Genomic DNA, 18,084 nt, shown 5'->3' with positions numbered 1-18,084 from the left:
TCTACCCTCTTAGTTCATTGTACTGATCCACATCAACAACTTGCTTGTGACGGAACATATTGATGATAATGGCAAATCCTACCGCCGCTTCGGAGGCGGCGACAACTAAGATGAAAAAGACCCAGAGAAAGCCGACCTCATTTCCCCAAGCTCTCGCGAAACCGACAAAAAGTAAATTCGCCGCATTCAGCATCAACTCGATGCTTAAGAAAAAGATCAGGGCATTTCTTCTTGTTAACACTCCGATCAGTCCCACAACGAATATCGCCATGCTGATCAATATGAAAAGAAAGATCTCCATTATCTAGCCTTCCTTCCTATGTATAATGCGCCTATTAAAGCGACGAGAATCATCAGAGAAGCCACTTCGAAAGGAAAAAAATAGTCCAGATAAAGAGTTTTTCCTATCGAATGGATCGAACCAAAACCTTCCCTCACCTCTTCCCTCGGATTCTCGAAGCCGAAGATCCTATAGCAGAAATAGGAGAACGCGCCGATCAAGGAAATGCCCCCCATGAAAAGAAGAGGATAGGAGCTCATTGCCGGCAGATTGACGATCTGTTCATGGGCATCTTGGAAAAGAACGATCACAAACATGAAAAGAACCAAGATCGCGCCGCCGTAGACAAGAACCTGCAAAAGACCGATGAATTCGGTGAAAAGCTCAATGTAGAGCGTCGCGAGAGTCAGAAGTGTGAGCAAAAAGAAGAGGCATGAGTAAACCGGCTTCTTTGCCAAGATCACACCCAGCGAGGAAAAAATGAGAATCAGACCCAGAAAGGCTTCAAGGATAACCACAGCGCTCATCTCACTAAATCTCCCTCTTCGGATCGCGACCGGAATCACCGGGATTTTTTTCGGTCAGCATCTCTTTGGTGTAGATCAAAGATTCCCTATTGGTTCCTGAAAGCTCGTAATCGGTGCCCAGTACAACAGCCCCCGTTGGACACGCCTCTTCGCAAAGACCGCAAAAAATGCACCTCAGCATGTTAATCTGATAGTCCTTGGCATGGCGCTCCCCTCTCGAAACTTCCTTTCCCGGTTCGTTTGTTGCCGCCTTGACATAGATCGCCTGGGACGGGCAGACAATGGCGCAAAGCTCGCAGCCTACACATCTCTCCTTGCCATCTTCCCATTTGGTCAGAAAATGACGGCCCCTTGAGCGCGGGGGAAGCTTTCGCCTCTCTTCCGGGTAGCGGATCGTGACAGGTCTTTTGAACGCATGTTTTAATACTATCAAAAGGCCCCTGAACATCGAGATGATCTCAGAGAAAGTTTTTTTCATGTCACACCAAGATAAAATAGGCCGTTACTATCAAATTAATCGTGGAAACCGGCACGAGCACCCTCCAGCCAAAACTCATCAGCTGGTCATAGCGAAAGCGGGGCATCGTAGCGCGAACCCAAATGAAGAAAAAGACGAAAAAGAGAACCTTCAGCAGGAACCACAGTACAGGGATATCGCCCGGCCCATGCCATCCACCTAGGAAGAGAGTCACCGCAATCGAAGAAACCAAGAGGATGTTGATATACTCCCCCAGGAAGAACATCGCAAACTTCATCCCGCCATATTCGGTATGATAGCCGGCTGTCAGCTCCTGTTCTGCCTCAGGCAAATCAAAGGGGGCTCTGTTCGTTTCGGCAAACCCAGTGATCAGATAGACCACAAAACTGATGGGATTGGTCCAAATAAACCAGTGTGCACTCTGCGCTTCAACAATTTGAGAGAGCTGCAACGATCCGGCCGACAGCGCAATTGTCAAAAGGGATAAGCCCATCGGCACTTCATAACTGATCATCTGTGCCGTGCCCCTTAAGCCCCCCAAAAGGGAGTAGCGATTGTTTGAAGACCACCCGGAGAGAACGACGCCATAGACCGCTAAAGAAGCGAATGCTAAAAGGAACACAAGCCCGGCATTCACATCGGCTATCTGGAGCGAGACCTGCCTTCCCATGATCTCCACTTTCCCGCCAAAGGGAATTAGGACAAACAGGAAAAGAGCTAAAAACATTGAAATTCCGGGAGCCAGCCAAAATGTGAAAATTTCCACACCGTGGGGTTGAAACCTTTCCTTACAGAGCAGTTTGATGCCGTCTGCAATAGGTTGCAGAAGCCCAAAGGGTCCCACTCTGTTAGGACCGAGGCGTAGCTGCATACGTGCCATCACTACCCTTTCAAGCCACGTCATATAGGCGGCAGAAAGCATTAGAAACAGGATCATGACAAGACCCTTGGCCAATACCTCGATGAAATCGTTCAGCATAACTACTACTCTTTCTCCAGATCGACTGTAAATCCATTGATGAACCCTGATTCAAGCTCGCTGACGGGCAGTTCCTCAAAGCCAATAGGCAATACCAGCGTTCCTTTGGCGACCTGGCTATCCAGTTTCAGTTTTCCGACAATAGAACCGGCAGGTGTTGAGACTCTGATCTTATCCCCGTCCGAAAAGCCACGGGGTTTGGCCTCATCGGGATGCAAGCGCAAAAAGGGCTCTTTGGCCGACCGGGAAAGATGAGGATTTTTTTTCATGCGCACTCCCTGATCAAAAAGAGGCCTTGAAAAAGTGGCCCTGATCATACCCGATGAATTCTCAGACTTTAAAATAGAGCTTTGTCGCTCCTCTCTTCTGTCGAATGATTCAGCTTTACGTTTGGGAATTCGATGCAGCGAAGGGGCCACGCCGGAAACTGACATTTCAGCACTTCCCGGTAAATGAACCCCAAGGCGTCTGCCGATCTCGTGGAAAATCATCTCATCGCTATAAATCCCTTCCGGTATCTCCTTTCCGGGATTCAGCTTTTGCACTTTTCCTGAAATACTGATGAAAGAACCCGTCTTTTCCGCAAAAGAAAGAACGGGCAGCACCACATCTGCCTCTTGAGCTGTTTCCGTCAAGAAAAGGTCCTGACACACCAATGTACCGAGATTCTCTCGGAATTTCTTCCATACCCGGCGCGAATATTTGGCTGCGGGGTTGGATCCTGCTACCCATAAAAATCCCCAGCCCTCCGAGGCGCCTTTTTGGAGCACGGCTTTGGCCGAAAGACCCGGATTATCAAGTGGTTGGTTGAATGGCCCCGTCTCCGGATGCATACCGGCTTCTCTGGCTCCCAGGCTACCTTCGCAAGCGTCTAGCAAATGCAGTGCAAGATTCTTCGATTTCATCCGGAACCTGATCAACTCCTCCAAAACATTCTTTCTGCTCGGCGAATTTAAGTATTGGCTTCCGACTAAAATGGCGCCCTGCCCTCCCTTGTTAAGGAGCTGCTCTGCAAGGGCTAGCACCTTAGCGATTGATGCTTCCTCGTCGCCTGGAGTGAGCAGATGGGTCTCTTTAAAATAGGGTCTCACTTCGGGAGCAAAATGGCCGAAAAAGTAGGCTTCCGCACCTTGATTGAGAGCCGATTTGAGCCTGAGCCACAAAACGGGAAACTCTTCGGTGATATCGCAGCCTAAAATCAGGGCAAAAGATAGCTTGCTCAAACTTGCGGGAGGCTCTTCCATACCGCCAAAGAGTCCCTCGTCATTCAGTGAAAACTCCGGCATGCCGATACGATGGTCGATGTGGGGTATGCCAAGTGATCGGAAAATCTGTTGAAAAAGATAGCTTTCTTCAAATGTAAGGGCATTTCCTCCAAATGCAGCCGCTCTCTTCTCATTTTTCAGCCTATCGGCGATATAGTCCAAAGCCTCCGTCCAAGAGGCCTCCTTTAGCGATCCATCGACCCTGATAAGAGGAGTTTTAAGACGATCGGCGCTATCGACATGCTCATAACCAAACCATCCCTTATCGCAGAGCCAGATGTCGTTTAAAAGAGGATCTTCATGGGACCTTGTCCTCAAGATCTCTCCATCTCGAGAATCCAGCTTGAGACTGCATCCAACAGGGCATAGTGTGCAGGTGCTGGCTACCGAGTCGTTATCCCAAGGTCTTGCCCTGAACCTGTAAACTTGGCTCGTCAGTGCCCCAACCGGACAGATCATGATGGTGTTGCCGATATATTTCGACTCGGCCGGCCCGCCGCCCGGCGTTCCTATCTCTGTTTTATAGCCCCTTTGGACAAACTCCAAAGCGTGATCGCCGGAAACGATATCGCCAAAGCGCGTGCATCTCGCGCAGGCAATGCAGCGCTCCCTATCCAACATCAAAACAGGACCTAAAGGAAGCTTCTTTGCCAGCTTTCTTTTCTCTTCGAAAAAACGGCTGATGCCCGGACCAAACTTCAATGTTTGATCTTGCAGCGGACACTCTCCGCCTTTATCGCAAATGGGGCAGTCGAGAGGGTGGTTGATCAGTAAAAACTCTAAAATACTCTCTCGTCCCTCTTGAGCGATCTTGCTGGAGGTTTTGACATTCATCCCGTCTTTGGCTTCCAGCGTGCAAGACGTTTGAAGCTTCGGAAAATTATCCACTTCTACCAGGCAGACACGGCACGCTCCGAAAGGCGGCATCCGGTCGTGATAGCAAAAGATAGGGAGATCAATGCCAAGGCTTTTGGCGGCATGATAGACAGTTGTTCCCTGAGGAACCTCGATCTCCTTGCCGTCGATGGTCAGTTTGACTTTCTTCGATTCCACAACCACCTTACTCTCCAGCCTGATAGGGATAGGCAATTTTCATTACTTGCAGTTTATTCATATCAGGATTTCTCTGAATTTTCGCCTCGAACTCTTCCCTGAAACTCAAAAGAGCACTGACAACCGGTGGAGCTGCCCCGGCAGCTAAAGGACAGAAGGAATTGGCCGCCATTAAGGTGCTCACTTCCTGAATTGTCTTCAGATCAGCCATGACACCATGGCCGGCGTTGATTCTCTTAAGAACCTGCACCATCCACCTCGTACCTTCCCTGCACGGGGTGCATTTTCCGCACGATTCATTCTGATAAAATTCCATGAGGCGCTCTGCCACCTGAACCATATCGGCCGAGTCGTCCATCACGATGAGCGACGCTGTCCCGAGCATTGTTCCCTTGGCGGCAAGATCCTCGAAATTGAGGGGTAAATCTAAATCATCGGCTGTGAGGAGTGCGCAAGAAGATCCACCGGGATAACAGGCTTTGAATTTTCTGCCGGGAAGCATCCCGCCGGCTGCCTCCAGCACTTCGGCCAAAGTCACCCCCATAGGAAACTCAAAGCATCCCGGATGTTTCACATGGCCGCTCGCCTGGTAGATCTTGGTGCCGCGGCTTCCTTTGGTTCCGATGGACAGAAACCAATCAGCCCCTCTGTTAATGATATGAACTACATTGCAAAGGGTTTCAACGTTGTTGACAACAGTGGGCTTCCTGTAGAGACCCTCGATAGCAGGGAAAGGGGGTTTCAGCCTTGGAGTGGCCCTGAATCCTTCAAGCGAATTTAAAAGAGCGGTCTCCTCCCCGGCGATATAGGCTCCGGCTCCCGGGTGCACGATGATCTCTAGGGAATAGGAAGAGCCTAAGATATTCTTCCCCAAAAACCCCCTTTTCTCAGCCTCGGAAACAGCCTTTTCCAGGGTAGCTATCCCCTCGAAATACTCTCCTCTCGTGTAGATAAAGGACTTCTTAGCGCCGATGGCATAGCTTGCCAAAATCATCCCTTCAATCAGTTGATGGGGATCGTTTTCAATGAGCAGTCTATCCTTAAAGACACCGGGTTCACTCTCATCGCAGTTGCAGACAAGGTATTTGTCTATATTCGGATCTTTCGGGATAAATCCCCATTTGGTGCCTGTCAAAAAGCCGGCTCCCCCTCTTCCCTTCAGTTCCGCTTTTTTAACGAGTTCTGTAATTTCTACCGGGTTAGTGTGAGGTATGACCTTTTTTACAGCTTCATAGCCTCCGTGCGAGATATAAGTATCGATCTCTTTTTGCTTTTTGTCATGCACGTGTGCAGTCAGAATGCGCATCTCATTCATGGATATCCGCCTCCATTTTTATGGGAGAGGGATGACCAGGCATCTTCCTGGCTTCATTAATGATACTGTCCACCATCTCTTCATTGACAGGTCCGACAACCCGGTCATCCACCAGCATCATGGGCGCTCTGTCGCAGGCTCCAAGACACTCTGAAGGGATAACGGTAAACTGCCCATCTTCCGAAGTTCCGTGAGGTTCGACGCCAAGCTTGTCGCACATTTTACGCAGCACACCGTCCGCCCCTCGCAGCATGCAGGAGGCGTTCTTGCATACATGAACAATATGCTTCCCGACCGGCCTTTCAAAGAACATATCATAGAAAGAAACAACGGCATTCACCTCATTGGGATTGATATCGAACAATTCTGCAACTTCATTCTGGATCTCTTCAGGCAAGTAGCCGACATCAGCCTGGGCCAAGTGAAGAGCCGGAATCAAGGCCGATCTTTTCTCTGGATACTTTGTCTGCAGCTTCAAGATGGCTTGTTTGGTCTTTTCAGAAATTTTCATCGGTCCACATCCCCTAAAATCGGATCCATGCTCGCAATTGCAACCACCACGTCAGGGAGGATATGTCCGGGAATAATCTTCTTCAGTACCTGAACGTGAGTGAAAGAAGGCGACCTGACGCGCAGCCGATAGGGCTTATTGCTGCCGTCGCTTTTAAGAAAATGGCCGAGCTCGCCTCGGGCGGATTCGACGGCACTGTAGGCATCTCCGACAGGTGGGCGAATACCATCGCTCACCAACTTAAATTGGTGAATGACCGCCTCCATGCTTCTGACAAGCTCTTTTCTAGGAGGGAGAGCGACTTTTCTGTCGGACACGATCACTGGACCTGGTTTTAGTTTCTTCAGGGCCTGGTCGATCAGAGAAAGGCTGATCATCATCTCTTCCATGCGGACAAGATAACGGGCATAACAGTCAGCCTCTGATCTCACCGGAATATCAAAGCTCAATTCCGCATAATCGAGGTAGGGAAAAGCTTTACGAATATCGTAGGGGACTCCTGCCGCTCGAATGATAGGGCCTGTGCAGCCAAATTGCTCGCACGTCTCCCTGTCGATGACTGCGACGTCCTTAAGGCGCTGGCACCAGACGTAATTGTTTGTCAGAAGATTATCCAGCTCTTTCCAAACAGCAGGGAAATAGCGGATAAATTTCTTGATTTCCTCTTCAAAGGCATCATCGATATCGTTTGAAAGCCCGCCGATCTTCCAGCAGTTGGGGAACATCCGCCCACCGGAAAACTCCTCGAACAAATCAAGGATCTTCTCCCTTTCAACAAAGCAATACATGAACACGGAAGACATATTAAGCTCAAGAGCGCTTGTGCCAAGCCAGAGAAGATGGCTAGCTATCCTGGATAGCTCAAGAAGGATCAGGCGGATTGTTTTAGCTCTTGAGGGTATATCGATTCCCATCAGCTTCTCGACGACGGAAGCAAAAGCCTGTTCCTCTGCCGGCCCTGACAGGTAGTCAAGCCGGTCCACCAAGGTAAAGATCTGCCAATAGGTCCTCGTTTCGCACTCCTTTTCAACGCCCGTGTGCAGATAGCCAATGACCGGCTCGCACGAGAGGACTACCTCGCCATCAAGCTTCAAAAGAAGCCTGAGAACTCCGTGGGTAGAGGGGTGCTGCGGCCCTAAGTTGAGCTCCATCACCTCGCCGCTTCTTTCTAAACTATAGCCTTCAATCTTTGACATAAGGGATGATCGCCGATGGAACTTTGGGTTTTGCCTGGCCTTTAAACTCCACAGACTCTTCCGTGAGAGCGTAATCTTTTCTTAAGGGATGACCTTCCCAGTCATCCGGCATCAGGATGCGTTTTAGATCCGGGTGTCCCGAAAATGTTATGCCGAAGAGGTCAAATACTTCCCTCTCATACCAATCGGCACCCTCGAATATGTCTGTGACAGACTCGATAGCACCGCCTCGTTCGACATCAACGGAAACTTTAATCCTCAGGAGTGTTTCCGGATGGTGCAAAATGTAGAGCACCTGTGTTTTCGGATCAGGCTGCAGATAGTCGATCGCTGTGATGTCAATCAACATGCGAAAGCCGAGCCGGTCACGGGAGGCGATGTAGGCGATGATCTCTTTAATGTACGCTTTGTGTACCTGAATACAGAGCTGACCGAAAACTTCGCTCTGGCCTTCTATCGCCGAAGGAAAGGCCTTCACAATTTTTTGGATGATTTCGGAAGCTGTCATGGATATCTTTTCACTTTGTTAAAAGCTCTCTCGCTTCTGATCTTTTTCTGCAACGCGATCAGTCCATCCATCAACGCTTCAGGGCGTGGAGGGCATCCGGCAACATAAATATCGACAGGAACTATCTTGTCGACCCCCTGCACAATCGCATAATTGTTGTAGACACCACCGGAAGAGGCGCAATCGCCCATCGCGATCACCCATTTCGGTTCAAGCATCTGCTCGTAGATAACCCGGAGAACGGGAGCCATCTTCTGGCTAACCCTTCCAGCTACGATCATGACATCGCTTTGCCGGGGTGAGGCTCTGAAGACCTCGGCGCCAAACCGGGCCATGTCGTAGCGGCTGGCGGCCGTGGACATCATCTCAATGGCGCAGCAGGCTAGGCCAAACTGGGCAGGCCAGAGCGAGTTCGACCGCGCCCAATTGATCAAAAGTTCTAAAGGCGCCACTAAAAAGGGCGCTTTTTCCTGTTGCGTCACTGCCATTCCAGCGCTCCTTTTTTCCAAACGTAAAGATAGCCGACAAAAAGCGCGGCGACGAAAAATAACATCTCATAAAATGCAAACGGTCCAATCTCTTTGGCGACAGCAACCCAGGGATAGAGAAAAACCACTTCGATATCGAACACTAAAAACACCAGCGCCACAAGATAATGACGTAAAGGAAACCGTTTGCTGAGCAGATGAGTTTCCGTCTTGATGCCTGATTCATAGGCATCAAATTTTGCGGGATTTTCCTTATGAGAGGGGAAAAGGCCCGACAGGGCGAGCGTCACCAGCGTGACGAAAGCAACCAGCAGAAAGTAGATATGGACCGGATAAAAATCGGAAGGCACGACTGTCCCCTGCTCACTTCAAACCGTTAAAAAAAATTACAGCGCATAAACCGGTGTATACCGAAAAAAGTTCTAAATTTGGGTTTAGCTTTGAGAAAGATCCCCAAGACCGAAAGATTGTAAACCACCCAATATTAGAAACATGAGGTGACTTACAATCTTTCGGTCGAGGGAGCTTTCTCAAAGCCAAATTTTGAGACACTTTCGGCATAAGAGTCTGTACTAAAACTGAAACCCTACGATTGCAGTTTACGAACAGTCTTTAATGACTTCATATCAAGGCCCTGCCTAAAGTGTCTACTTATTTTTTAACGAAATAAGACACAGCAAGCTGAAAATGAATGGAGTCTAACGACTGAGGATCAATGTTTTTGCCACAACACACACAAGCGATTTAAACTGACAGTTTCTCCCTACCGAGGCATTCTCAAAGCAAAAAAAATCAAATTTTAAGACACGTTCGGTATAAACTATTCCACGGAAAAGCGATTGCATGAATCGCTTCGAATTCCGTATTTTAAACTCAAACACGAAAGTTAGGAATCTTATGGAAAAGAAAAACCCTCTTTCTTTACCGAAACACATGCTTTACCGCTCGCACCCCTGGCATGGAATGCCGCTTGGGGATAAAGCACCCGAATCGGTGAACTGCTATATCGAGATCGTCCCTACCGATACCGTCAAATATGAGCTCGATAAAGAGACGGGCATCCTCAAGATAGACCGGCCGCAAAAGTACTCCAGTCTCTGTCCGAGCTTATACGGGCTGCTGCCAAAGACCTATTGCGGCACATTGACCGCGCAATACTGCATGCAAAAATCAGGTCTGAAGAATATCCGGGGCGATGAAGATCCTTTGGATATTTGCGTGTTGACCGAAAGGGCAATTCCCAGGGGGGACATTTTGCTGCATGCACATCCGATCGGCGGTCTGCGCATGATTGACGGCAATGAGGCAGACGACAAAATCATCGCTGTCCTCCAGGGAGATTACGTCTATGGAAAATTCAGGGATATCGGTGAATGCCCGGAAAATATCGTCGAGCGGCTACGCCACTACTTCCTGACGTACAAAGACTCCCCTGATAAAAAACAGGGCCGCGTTCAAATCACCCATACTTATGGGCGGCAAGAAGCCTTTGAGGTCATCCGGCTCGCCCAGCAAGATTATCTCGACAAGTTCTCTTCCTATGGGCACTAGAAACTGAAATCGTAGATTTGTTTGCCCCATAGGGGAATATGGCGAAAGTGTCTTAAAATTTGATCTGTTGAAATCAATCGTCGAGCACGCAAAAGTAGCTGTGGTCTTCACCGCCCGTCTGGCTATCCTTGACTTTTTTGTGGGGGGGCGGACGCTTGCACTCTTCCCGCGCAAAAGGACAGCGCGTTCTGAAAGGGCAACCCGACGGTGGACGCAAAGAGGATGGGATCTCTCCTTCCAGCCTGATTCGGGCTTTTCTTTTTTCCGGATCCAAAGTCGGCGATGCCGACAGAAGCGACCTTGTGTAGGGGTGCTTCGGGTTGCTAAAGAGAGATTTTGCAGAAGCGATCTCCATGACCTTTCCCAGATAAAGAACGGCGACGGTGTCTGCTAGGTAGCGAACGATAGCAAGATCGTGGGAAATAAAAAGATAGGAAAGCCCCCTCTTTTCCTTCAAATCCCTAAAAAGATTCAGAACTTGCGCCTGGTAGGAGACATCTAACGCAGACACCGCTTCATCGCAGATAAGAAGTGCCGGGTTCAAAGCGATCGCCCGGCCAATACAGATGCGCTGCTGCTGCCCCCCGGAAAATTCATGAGGATAGCGCTTTAGAGCATCTTTAGGCAGGCCAACTTGCTTTACGATATCCTCCGCGATCGCCTCCATTTCCCTATAATTTTTAGCAATGCCGTGAAATAGAATCCCCTCACCTATCGCCTCTAAAATGGTTTTTCTGGGGTTTAGGGATGCGTAGGGATCTTGAAATACCATCTGCGAAGAGCGTCTGAAGTCGGCTAATGACTTCCCATCCATCTCTCCAAGTAATTTTCCCTTGTAGCGTACTTCGCCTTCTGTCGGCTGAGTCAAGCCAAGAGCCAGGCGGCCGATCGTGCTTTTGCCAGACCCGCTCTCTCCAACAAGACCGAGCACTTCACCTTGCTTGAGCTCAAGAGTTACCCCATTGACCGCATGGACATGCGCTGCCTCTTTCCTCAAGAGGCCCGAATAGATAGGAAATCTTTTATGAAGATCTGTGACCTTAAGCAACGGCTCGGACATGTTCGTCTTCCCCTCAAATTCTTTATACCGAAAATGCCTCGAAATGTATTTTTTGGCTTTAAGAAATCCTCGGGAGGCGAGCGTGATTTCCTAAAACGCCCCTACTGCCATCTGCCTTCTCTTCGCATCTTCTCGCTCTCTTCAGTGCCATCTTCCAGATAACACGCCGATTGATGCCGTCCCCTCTCTCCAAGTGCAAACAGAGGGGGGGAATTGAGCGTACATTTTTTCATAGCGAAAGGACAGCGCGGGTGAAACCGGCAGCCGGATGGATAATCGGTCAGCTGCGGGACAATACCGGGTATAGGGTGGAGCACGTCGCCCTCCTCGGCCGATCCACTGGGCCTTGAGTTGAACAGCCCCTGAGTATAAGGGTGAGACTTGTTTTCAAAAATTTCATCGACGCTACCCGATTCGATGCCTTCAGATGCGTACATGACCAAAACCTCATCGGCCAGCTCAGAGACGACACCCATATCGTGGGTGATAAGAAGAATTGCCATACCGTCTTCTTTTTGCAGTCGCTTGAGCAGATCGATAACCTGAGCTTGAATCGTCACATCCAGCGCTGTCGTCGGCTCATCGGCTATCAAGACATCGGGCTTACTGATCAACGCTTGAGCGATCATCACGCGCTGGCGCATTCCACCAGACAGCTGGTGAGGATAATCGGCAAGCCTCTCTTTAGGGGAAGGGATGCCCACATGATTCAGCATCTCCTCGGCCTTCTGGTAGGCCTCCTCGCCAAACAAATTGAGGTGGAGGGCAGCCGCTTCCGCAAGCTGATCTCCGATGGTGTAAACGGGATTCAAAGAGCTTAAAGGATCCTGAAAAATCATCGCGATTTTTCCGCCGCGGATCTTCCGCATCTCTTTCTCGCTCAAATCGAGTAAATTGATGCCCTGGTACCAAATTTTCCCTCTGGGATGGAGAGCCGGGGGCTCAGGAAGGACTCGGATCAGCGAAAGGGCGGTGAGCGACTTACCACAGCCCGACTCCCCGACAATGGCAAGCGTTTTTCCCCGGTAGAGATCAAAGCTGACATCTTTCACCACAGCATAAGGGCGTCCGGAAAGATAGAGTTCGGTCTTCAGATTCTGAACTTTTAAAACAGGTTCTTCCCGCATATTTAAGCCACCGCTAAAAAAAAAGAGACAGGCTCATCATACAAGAGAACGCATTGTCTCTTCAATGGATACCGAAAATGCGCTTTCGAAAAAGCAAATTACCAAATTTTTCACCCCGAGGACATGCCCTAACATTCTGACCATTAAAATCCTGCTACCGGACTCTTTGTGTACCACAGGCTGAAAATCCGAAAGAACGCAACTTTCTCAGAAAGCGAATTTCCATCATTTTGATTTCCAAAATGTGGAAAATCCGCATATGATCTAAAAAAAAAGGCGTTCTATGCTGACTATACTCAAACTATTCGGCAAATCCCCCTTCGCTCCCTTGCAGAGCCACATGGAAAAAGTCGCCGAATGCGTGCATCTGCTGCCCCCTCTCTTTGCAGCCCTTCTGGATCAAGACCAAAAAAAGATGCAGGAGATCTATGAGGCCATCTCGAGAGCAGAGCACCAGGCGGATTTGATAAAAAATGATATCCGCAACCACATGCCTAAAAGTCTTTTTCTTCCCGTCGACAGAGGTCATCTGCTTGAAATCATCTCAACTCAGGACAATATTGCCGATAAGGCCGAGGACGTCGCCGTTTTACTCACTCTCAAAGAAGTGAAAATCTTAGACTCTTTCAAGACAGAGTTCATGGAATTTTTAAATAAAAACATCGAAGCATTCGACGAGGTGCGACTGATCATCAAGGAGATGCACGAACTCCTGGAATCCTCTTTTGGAGGATCTGAAGCAGAAAAGGTCAAGGATTTCGTGGAAATTGTCGCCTTCAAAGAACATGAAGTGGACATGATCCAACGAAAGCTGCTGAAAATTCTCTTCAACTCGGAAAACGAAATGTCCTATACCACCTTCCACGTGTGGCAACGCATCGTGGAGGCACTTGGGGGAGTCTCCAACTTGTCGGAAAACCTCGCTTTCAGAGTGAGAAGAATGCTTGAAATCAAATAGAGGGGTGTCATCAAATATGAATCAGCTGGGACGCTCTGAATTAAGTTTAATCAATTGATGGATATTGAACTGATTTTAACAATTTTGGTTCTCATTGCCGGCATGTACATGGCATGGAACATCGGCGCCAACGATGTGGCGAACGCCATGGGCACTTCCGTAGGCTCTGGAGTGCTCACGCTCAAGAAGGCCGTTTACATCGCCGCCGTCTTGGAATTTTCCGGGGCATTTTTCTTTGGCTCTCATGTCTCTGCCACTGTCCAGAACGGAATCGTCAATCCACTGATTTTCAAAGACATCCCCCTGCACTTCGTCATCGGGATGCTCTCCTCACTACTCGCTTCGGGTGTATGGCTGCAGATTGCCTCCTACTATGGATGGCCGGTTTCAGGCACTCACACGATCATCGGTGCGATCGTAGGATTCGGGCTGATCGTAGGAGGATGGGAGGCCATATACTGGGATAACGTCCTTTGGATCATCTCCAGCTGGGTGCTTTCCCCGCTCATGGGTGGGATTTTAGGCTTTTTTATTTTCAACGTGCTGAGAAAACGTATCTTCTATGCAAAATGTCCGGTAGAGGCAACTAAAAAACTGGCCCCTTTTCTAGCCTTTCCCTTTGTCGCCACTCTCTCCGTTCTTCTGCTTTTCAACGGCCTGAAAAACCTCAATATCGAACTATCGATAGACGAAGCCCTCTGCTATAGCTTCTTTTTAGGCGCTATCGCAGCCGTCATCACGTTTTTTGTCGTCAAACGCATTAAAACTCCGGAAAGCGAACTGAAGCCCCAAGTCGAATTTTCCCCTGAAGCGGTAACGGCTTTGGATAAAGCGAGAAGCCAGCTCGCTGTGGTTCAGAACAAAGCTCAAGGAGCTGTCGCTTATCAGGCTGCCTTAGCGCTTGAAGAGGTGGAAAGACTCTCCAAGGCGATGCAAAACCGGGAAACGATCGGCTCCACCGACTATGCCACCGTTGAGAAGATCTTCGGCTATATGCAGATCGTCAGCGCCTGTCTGATGGCCTTTGCCCACGGAGCCAACGATGTCGCCAATGCTATCGGCCCCCTGACAGCGGCCATGCGCGTCCTCACTTCGGGATCTGTCGAAGATGACGGCAGCTTCAATTCCACATGGCTTCTTGCGCTGGGAGGATTCGGCATCGTGCTGGGCCTGGCTACATGGGGTTGGCGAGTGATCGAAACGATCGGCAAGAAAATTACCGAGTTGACCCCTTCGAGAGGTTTCACCGCTGAATTCAGCGCCGCCATCACGATCGTGCTGGCGACAAGACTGGGACTGCCCGTCTCCACGACACACACACTGGTCGGTGCCGTACTTGGCGTCGGTCTGGCGCGCGGCCTTGAGGCGTTGGATATGAGCACCACAAGGGATATCGTGCTTTCATGGTTTGTCACAGTGCCCGCAGGAGCTTTGCTCTCTGTCGGAATCTACTACACGCTGTCAATGGCCATCTGAGGAGCTGCCCTAACCCAGCATACAGCGCAAGTGTTTCACTTTCTGATATTAGGTAAATCGAAAACTTCCGATCGCAAGGAATTATACCGAAAGTGTCTCAAAATTTGGTTTTTGGCAAAGAGAAAGCTCTCGCGATTGAATGATCGTAAGCCACCTAATATTAGAAATATGAGGTGACTTACGATCATTCAATCCCGAGGCTTTCTCAAAGCCAAAATCCCAAGTTTTGAGATACTTTCGGTATATTCTTTGCCGCAAACCAAATTTTGAGACACTTTCGGATCAGGGACCGAAATGTTTTATTGGGGTAGGTTCATACACCTTGCTTGATAAAATATTTCCATGTGAATAATTTTAATATCGTGCTATTGCTTGAATTTATACGGAAGTAATTTTGGCTTTTTTTAGGAAAGGAACTGATCAGGGAGAAAATGAAGTCAGCGCCCGATTTGCTGCTTTCGTCACGATCCCTTTTGTGCTCGCCGTCCCTCCGATTTGCGGGCTTTTGCTGGGGAAGTTCCTGGATAATCTTCTTGGCACTAAGCCCTATCTGATGCTTTCGCTCTTGGCTTTGGGCTTTGTCGCGGCATTTAGAGAGTTCTACCGCCTGGTGAAAAAATTTGGAGACAAAGAGTAGAGATGATCAAAAGCATTATTATCGCCACTGCGCTCCTGGCAGCATTGATAAGCGCTCCTCTGGCGTTCTTGGCAGGAACCGATCCGGCACTGGCGCTGTCTCTGGGAGCACTTCTCGGCATCGCCAATCTCTTTGCCATCAAATCACTGCTGGAAACATGCCTCCTTCAAGAAAAACGCGATGCCATGCGCATCGCCTTGACATTCCTGATTAAGTTTCCCCTACTTTATCTTACGGGATACTATCTTTTCATCGTCTCAGAGCTCCCTGTAGCATATACTCTCGCCGGGCTCTCCCTCATCTTTCTGACAGCCTTAATGGCCGCAACCCGAAACGCTTTGGTGAAAACATGAATTTGCTTCTTTCCGCGCTCGCCTATGAAAATGCGGACAACGATGCGGGTCCTTCTCTCGTTGAACAAGATGCACCTGTTCTACCCAACCTCATCTCCATAATTCACAAGGCCTACCATGGACAAGAATGGGCAACCATGCTGTTTGAATGGGAGGACATCATTTTTGCGACATTCATCGCCATTGTGATCTCCTCCTTCTTCTACTTCGGCACCAAGAAAAAAGAGATGATTCCCGAGGGAATGCAGAACGTTCTGGAATGGCTGACAGAATCCATTCTAAACAACATTTTAGCTGTATTAGGGCCAAAAAAAGAGAAGCACCTCCCCTTTATCGGCACTCTTTTTGTCTATATCATCTGCATGAACCTGGCAGGCCTCATACCGCTGATGAAAGCCCCTTCCACCAGTTTAAACATCACGGCAGCCCTGGCCTTGTGTGTCTTCTTCCGGGTTTTATACCTGAATTTAAAAAACAGGGGTGTGATGGGCTATCTCTACCATCTGGCAGGATCTCCGAAAGACGTCATCGGATGGCTGATAGTTCCGCTGATGCTTCCGATTGAGCTGCTTACAGAGATTTCAAGGCCTGTGACGCTATCCCTTCGCCTCTTCGGCAACATTTTCGGCGAAGAAGTTCTGATCGGTGTTTTCGCTCTCTTTGGCGTGACAGCAATTGCCTCTTTAAATTTGCCTTTGGGTCTTCCTCTTCAGCTTCCCTTCATGCTCCTGGCAATCTTTACCAGTTTCATCCAGGCAGTTGTATTCACCCTTCTCTCCTCGATTTACCTCTCCCTTGCAGGAGAAGGCGAGGAATCCCATCACTAACGCTGTCAATTAATCGAAGGCAATTGCATTATTAAGCTTCTAAAAAAAGACAAAACACTCATCATGAGAGAGGTTTCTTGATTGGATTCCCGGCAATGTGCTAAGGATGAAAGAAAGTAAACATTTGAAAAACCAATGCAGACACTATAGGAGTCCCGATGGATATTGGAACAGCTCTCGCGCTCTCAGCGCCTCTTTCAGTCGGAATAGCGGCTTTCGGATGCGGCATAGGACTTGGACTGGCCGTGAAAGGAGCCTTGGAAGCGATCGGCAGACAGCCCGAAGCGTCCGGTAAAATATTAACAAACATGATCATCGGTGCGGCACTGATCGAGTCACTGACAATCTACACCTTGATCGTCTTCTTCAGCGTCCTTTCCAGGCTCGGTTAGTAGGGACGTTAAAGATGATCGAACTCAAGCAGGTTATTTCCCAGGTAATCGCCTTTCTCTTAATGATGGCCATTTTGAAGAGATTTACATGGAAGCCTCTGCTCGCCATTTTAGAAGAACGAAGAGCGAAAATACGTGCTGAGTTCGATGAAATCGCCAACAAGAAGGAGGCTGCCGAGAAGCTGAAGGAAGAGTACCGCAATAAAATGGCTGATATCGAGAACTCTAAAAATCGCGAACTGCAAGAGGCCCATAAAAAAGCCAAGGAGCTCGCCAAAGAAATCCAACTCGAAGCACTAGGCCAAGCCAAGGGAATCGTCAACAAAGCCCTTCTCGATGCGGAAAGAGAGGCCATGAAAGTCAAGGAAGACATGAAAAATGAAGTGGCCAAAATGGCGGTGGCGATCGCGGAAAAACTGATCGTAAAAAAAATGGATCAGGAAAAAAAGCAGGAACTTGTCGCTGAGCTGATCAAGGAAGTCAAGTTCGATGAAAAATAGACATCGATCCATCTCAAACTACGCAAAAGCTCTCTTCTCTGTCAAAGGCAGTATTGAGGAAAAGGCTGCCCGTGCCAGGAATATGGAAGAGATCTGCCAGGCAATCCAGAGTGAGGGCAGAGCCTCCCGATTCTTTGCAAACCCGCTGGTTTTAAAGCAGGATAAGAGTGCCGTTTTGAAACAATGCAACTCGCTCATTCAGGATCCTTTGCTGGATAAATTTCTTACTTTCTTGGTCAAAAAGAAAAAGATCGACAGCCTTCCCCTCGTGACCAAGGAATATAAACGGCTTTTACTTGCGGAGTGCGGGAAAGAGAAGGCCACTGTCATCGTGGCAGCACCCATCGATTCTCCCACGGAAAAAAAGATTTCCGATAAACTCGAGTCTCTTTTTTCAAAGAAAATGGAAATCTCTTTAAAAATCGACCCGAAAATTCTGGGAGGCTTTATTCTGATTACTTCCGGCAAAATTCTCGATCTCAGCATCAAACAGAGCCTAAATCGGCTGAGTGACAGTCTTTGCGCGGTTAAATTTTAGGAAGTGTCTTCAAAATAATAGGAAGAGGCACAACACGCATTTAGTATTGCCTGTTGCTTCCGAAT

21 protein-coding genes and 1 pseudogene are annotated in these 18,084 nt (G+C 48.8%); 9 read left to right on the top strand and 13 right to left on the bottom strand.

The annotated features are described in order from the left end of the window. Nucleotide 1: 1 nt before the first annotated feature. The 11 genes and pseudogenes from nuoK to ELAC_RS08235 all read right to left on the bottom strand — a co-directional run bounded on the left by nuoK (nucleotide 2) and on the right by ELAC_RS08235 (nucleotide 8,950). The gene (nuoK, locus tag ELAC_RS08285) at nucleotides 2-301 is read right to left on the bottom strand and encodes an NADH-quinone oxidoreductase subunit NuoK (RefSeq protein ID WP_098038814.1); all 300 of its coding nucleotides are present in this window, start codon (nucleotides 299-301) and stop codon (nucleotides 2-4) included. Then, nucleotides 301-807 carry an NADH-quinone oxidoreductase subunit J family protein gene (locus tag ELAC_RS08280; RefSeq protein ID WP_098038813.1) on the bottom strand — a complete coding sequence of 169 codons (507 nt, stop codon included), beginning with the start codon at nucleotides 805-807 and terminating at the stop codon, nucleotides 301-303. Before ELAC_RS08280 ends, nuoK begins: the two co-directional genes overlap by 1 nt. Nucleotides 808-811: 4 nt before the next feature. Beyond that, nucleotides 812-1,285, bottom strand: coding sequence for an NADH-quinone oxidoreductase subunit NuoI (gene nuoI, locus ELAC_RS08275; protein WP_098038812.1), 474 nt, complete (start codon nucleotides 1,283-1,285; stop codon nucleotides 812-814). A gap of 1 nt (nucleotide 1,286) precedes the next feature. Next, nucleotides 1,287-2,264, bottom strand: coding sequence for an NADH-quinone oxidoreductase subunit NuoH (gene nuoH / locus ELAC_RS08270; RefSeq protein WP_098038811.1), 978 nt, complete (start codon nucleotides 2,262-2,264; stop codon nucleotides 1,287-1,289). 5 nt (nucleotides 2,265-2,269) lie between these two features. After that, complete coding sequence (nuoG, locus tag ELAC_RS08265) at nucleotides 2,270-4,582, bottom strand: NADH-quinone oxidoreductase subunit NuoG (protein ID WP_204250550.1); 2,313 nt, start codon at nucleotides 4,580-4,582, stop codon at nucleotides 2,270-2,272. A 7-nt stretch (nucleotides 4,583-4,589) separates the two neighbouring features. Beyond that, nucleotides 4,590-5,897, bottom strand: a complete 1,308-nt coding sequence (nuoF, locus tag ELAC_RS08260) for an NADH-quinone oxidoreductase subunit NuoF (protein WP_098038809.1) — start codon at nucleotides 5,895-5,897, stop codon at nucleotides 4,590-4,592. Then, on the bottom strand, nucleotides 5,890-6,408 hold the full coding sequence (gene nuoE, locus ELAC_RS08255; RefSeq protein ID WP_098038808.1) for an NADH-quinone oxidoreductase subunit NuoE: 519 nt from the start codon (nucleotides 6,406-6,408) through the stop codon (nucleotides 5,890-5,892). Before nuoE ends, nuoF begins: the two co-directional genes overlap by 8 nt. Then, a complete protein-coding gene (locus ELAC_RS08250) occupies nucleotides 6,405-7,604 on the bottom strand; it encodes an NADH-quinone oxidoreductase subunit D (protein WP_098038807.1) in 1,200 nt (399 codons plus the stop codon). The genes nuoE and ELAC_RS08250 overlap by 4 nt, the downstream gene beginning before the upstream one ends. After that, entirely contained in the window at nucleotides 7,591-8,112 is a 522-nt protein-coding gene (locus tag ELAC_RS08245; RefSeq protein WP_098038806.1) for an NADH-quinone oxidoreductase subunit C, read from the bottom strand. The genes ELAC_RS08250 and ELAC_RS08245 overlap by 14 nt, the downstream gene beginning before the upstream one ends. An 8-nt stretch (nucleotides 8,113-8,120) precedes the next feature. Further along, nucleotides 8,121-8,594: pseudogene (locus tag ELAC_RS08240) on the bottom strand (NADH-quinone oxidoreductase subunit B); the annotation flags it as partial. Then, nucleotides 8,591-8,950, bottom strand: coding sequence for an NADH-quinone oxidoreductase subunit A (locus ELAC_RS08235; protein ID WP_098038804.1), 360 nt, complete (start codon nucleotides 8,948-8,950; stop codon nucleotides 8,591-8,593). The gene ELAC_RS08235 and the pseudogene ELAC_RS08240, both read right to left, overlap by 4 nt. Nucleotides 8,951-9,497: 547 nt before the next feature. Here ELAC_RS08235 and ELAC_RS08230 point away from each other — a divergent pair. Next, nucleotides 9,498-10,151, top strand: coding sequence for an inorganic pyrophosphatase (locus tag ELAC_RS08230; protein ID WP_098038803.1), 654 nt, complete (start codon nucleotides 9,498-9,500; stop codon nucleotides 10,149-10,151). 73 nt (nucleotides 10,152-10,224) lie between these two features. Here ELAC_RS08230 and ELAC_RS08225 read toward each other — a convergent pair whose 3' ends face one another. After that, nucleotides 10,225-11,211 carry an ABC transporter ATP-binding protein gene (locus ELAC_RS08225; protein WP_098038802.1) on the bottom strand — a complete coding sequence of 329 codons (987 nt, stop codon included), beginning with the start codon at nucleotides 11,209-11,211 and terminating at the stop codon, nucleotides 10,225-10,227. Nucleotides 11,212-11,312: 101 nt separating this feature from the next. Continuing rightward, nucleotides 11,313-12,338 carry an ABC transporter ATP-binding protein gene (locus tag ELAC_RS08220; RefSeq protein ID WP_098038801.1) on the bottom strand — a complete coding sequence of 342 codons (1,026 nt, stop codon included), beginning with the start codon at nucleotides 12,336-12,338 and terminating at the stop codon, nucleotides 11,313-11,315. A 283-nt stretch (nucleotides 12,339-12,621) separates the two neighbouring features. Between ELAC_RS08220 and ELAC_RS08215 the strand changes: the two genes are divergently transcribed. The 8 genes from ELAC_RS08215 to atpH all read left to right on the top strand — a co-directional run bounded on the left by ELAC_RS08215 (nucleotide 12,622) and on the right by atpH (nucleotide 18,019). Continuing rightward, entirely contained in the window at nucleotides 12,622-13,296 is a 675-nt protein-coding gene (locus ELAC_RS08215; protein ID WP_098038800.1) for a TIGR00153 family protein, read from the top strand. Nucleotides 13,297-13,353: 57 nt separating this feature from the next. Further along, nucleotides 13,354-14,772 (top strand): inorganic phosphate transporter, encoded by a 1,419-nt coding sequence (locus ELAC_RS08210; RefSeq protein WP_098038799.1) that lies wholly within the window; start codon nucleotides 13,354-13,356, stop codon nucleotides 14,770-14,772. A 394-nt stretch (nucleotides 14,773-15,166) separates the two neighbouring features. After that, nucleotides 15,167-15,409, top strand: coding sequence for an AtpZ/AtpI family protein (locus ELAC_RS08205; RefSeq protein WP_098038798.1), 243 nt, complete (start codon nucleotides 15,167-15,169; stop codon nucleotides 15,407-15,409). Nucleotides 15,410-15,411: 2 nt separating this feature from the next. Then, on the top strand, nucleotides 15,412-15,762 hold the full coding sequence (locus ELAC_RS08200) for a hypothetical protein (RefSeq protein ID WP_098038797.1): 351 nt from the start codon (nucleotides 15,412-15,414) through the stop codon (nucleotides 15,760-15,762). Continuing rightward, nucleotides 15,759-16,589: a F0F1 ATP synthase subunit A gene (gene atpB, locus ELAC_RS08195; protein ID WP_098038796.1), complete on the top strand. Its 831-nt coding sequence runs from the start codon at nucleotides 15,759-15,761 to the stop codon at nucleotides 16,587-16,589. Before ELAC_RS08200 ends, atpB begins: the two co-directional genes overlap by 4 nt. Nucleotides 16,590-16,747: 158 nt before the next feature. Continuing rightward, complete coding sequence (gene atpE, locus ELAC_RS08190) at nucleotides 16,748-16,981, top strand: ATP synthase F0 subunit C (RefSeq protein WP_098038795.1); 234 nt, start codon at nucleotides 16,748-16,750, stop codon at nucleotides 16,979-16,981. 14 nt (nucleotides 16,982-16,995) lie between these two features. Further along, complete coding sequence (atpF, locus tag ELAC_RS08185; protein ID WP_098038794.1) at nucleotides 16,996-17,481, top strand: F0F1 ATP synthase subunit B; 486 nt, start codon at nucleotides 16,996-16,998, stop codon at nucleotides 17,479-17,481. Then, nucleotides 17,471-18,019 carry an ATP synthase F1 subunit delta gene (gene atpH / locus ELAC_RS08180; RefSeq protein WP_098038793.1) on the top strand — a complete coding sequence of 183 codons (549 nt, stop codon included), beginning with the start codon at nucleotides 17,471-17,473 and terminating at the stop codon, nucleotides 18,017-18,019. The genes atpF and atpH overlap by 11 nt, the downstream gene beginning before the upstream one ends. Nucleotides 18,020-18,084: the final 65 nt, after the last annotated feature.

This window comes from Estrella lausannensis, assembly GCF_900000175.1.
Taxonomy (GTDB): Bacteria; Chlamydiota; Chlamydiia; order Chlamydiales; family Criblamydiaceae; genus Estrella; species Estrella lausannensis.
The sequence above is the reverse complement of the archived record's forward strand: the minus strand, read 5'-3'. Positions and strand labels throughout refer to the sequence as shown.

What these genes read in the sequence shown, in the direction of transcription:
- nuoK (WP_098038814.1), bottom strand. Translation starts at nt 301, where the DNA reads ATGGAGATCTTTCTTTTCATATTGATCAGCATGGCGATATTCGTTGTG.
- ELAC_RS08280 (WP_098038813.1), bottom strand. Translation starts at nt 807, where the DNA reads ATGAGCGCTGTGGTTATCCTTGAAGCCTTTCTGGGTCTGATTCTCATT.
- nuoI (WP_098038812.1), bottom strand. Translation starts at nt 1,285, where the DNA reads ATGAAAAAAACTTTCTCTGAGATCATCTCGATGTTCAGGGGCCTTTTG.
- nuoH (WP_098038811.1), bottom strand. Translation starts at nt 2,264, where the DNA reads ATGCTGAACGATTTCATCGAGGTATTGGCCAAGGGTCTTGTCATGATC.
- nuoF (WP_098038809.1), bottom strand. Translation starts at nt 5,897, where the DNA reads ATGAATGAGATGCGCATTCTGACTGCACACGTGCATGACAAAAAGCAA.
- nuoE (WP_098038808.1), bottom strand. Translation starts at nt 6,408, where the DNA reads ATGAAAATTTCTGAAAAGACCAAACAAGCCATCTTGAAGCTGCAGACA.
- ELAC_RS08250 (WP_098038807.1), bottom strand. Translation starts at nt 7,604, where the DNA reads ATGTCAAAGATTGAAGGCTATAGTTTAGAAAGAAGCGGCGAGGTGATG.
- ELAC_RS08245 (WP_098038806.1), bottom strand. Translation starts at nt 8,112, where the DNA reads ATGACAGCTTCCGAAATCATCCAAAAAATTGTGAAGGCCTTTCCTTCG.
- ELAC_RS08230 (WP_098038803.1), top strand. Translation starts at nt 9,498, where the DNA reads ATGGAAAAGAAAAACCCTCTTTCTTTACCGAAACACATGCTTTACCGC.
- ELAC_RS08225 (WP_098038802.1), bottom strand. Translation starts at nt 11,211, where the DNA reads ATGTCCGAGCCGTTGCTTAAGGTCACAGATCTTCATAAAAGATTTCCT.
- ELAC_RS08220 (WP_098038801.1), bottom strand. Translation starts at nt 12,338, where the DNA reads ATGCGGGAAGAACCTGTTTTAAAAGTTCAGAATCTGAAGACCGAACTC.
- ELAC_RS08215 (WP_098038800.1), top strand. Translation starts at nt 12,622, where the DNA reads ATGCTGACTATACTCAAACTATTCGGCAAATCCCCCTTCGCTCCCTTG.
- ELAC_RS08210 (WP_098038799.1), top strand. Translation starts at nt 13,354, where the DNA reads ATGGATATTGAACTGATTTTAACAATTTTGGTTCTCATTGCCGGCATG.
- ELAC_RS08200 (WP_098038797.1), top strand. Translation starts at nt 15,412, where the DNA reads ATGATCAAAAGCATTATTATCGCCACTGCGCTCCTGGCAGCATTGATA.
- atpB (WP_098038796.1), top strand. Translation starts at nt 15,759, where the DNA reads ATGAATTTGCTTCTTTCCGCGCTCGCCTATGAAAATGCGGACAACGAT.
- atpE (WP_098038795.1), top strand. Translation starts at nt 16,748, where the DNA reads ATGGATATTGGAACAGCTCTCGCGCTCTCAGCGCCTCTTTCAGTCGGA.
- atpF (WP_098038794.1), top strand. Translation starts at nt 16,996, where the DNA reads ATGATCGAACTCAAGCAGGTTATTTCCCAGGTAATCGCCTTTCTCTTA.
- atpH (WP_098038793.1), top strand. Translation starts at nt 17,471, where the DNA reads ATGAAAAATAGACATCGATCCATCTCAAACTACGCAAAAGCTCTCTTC.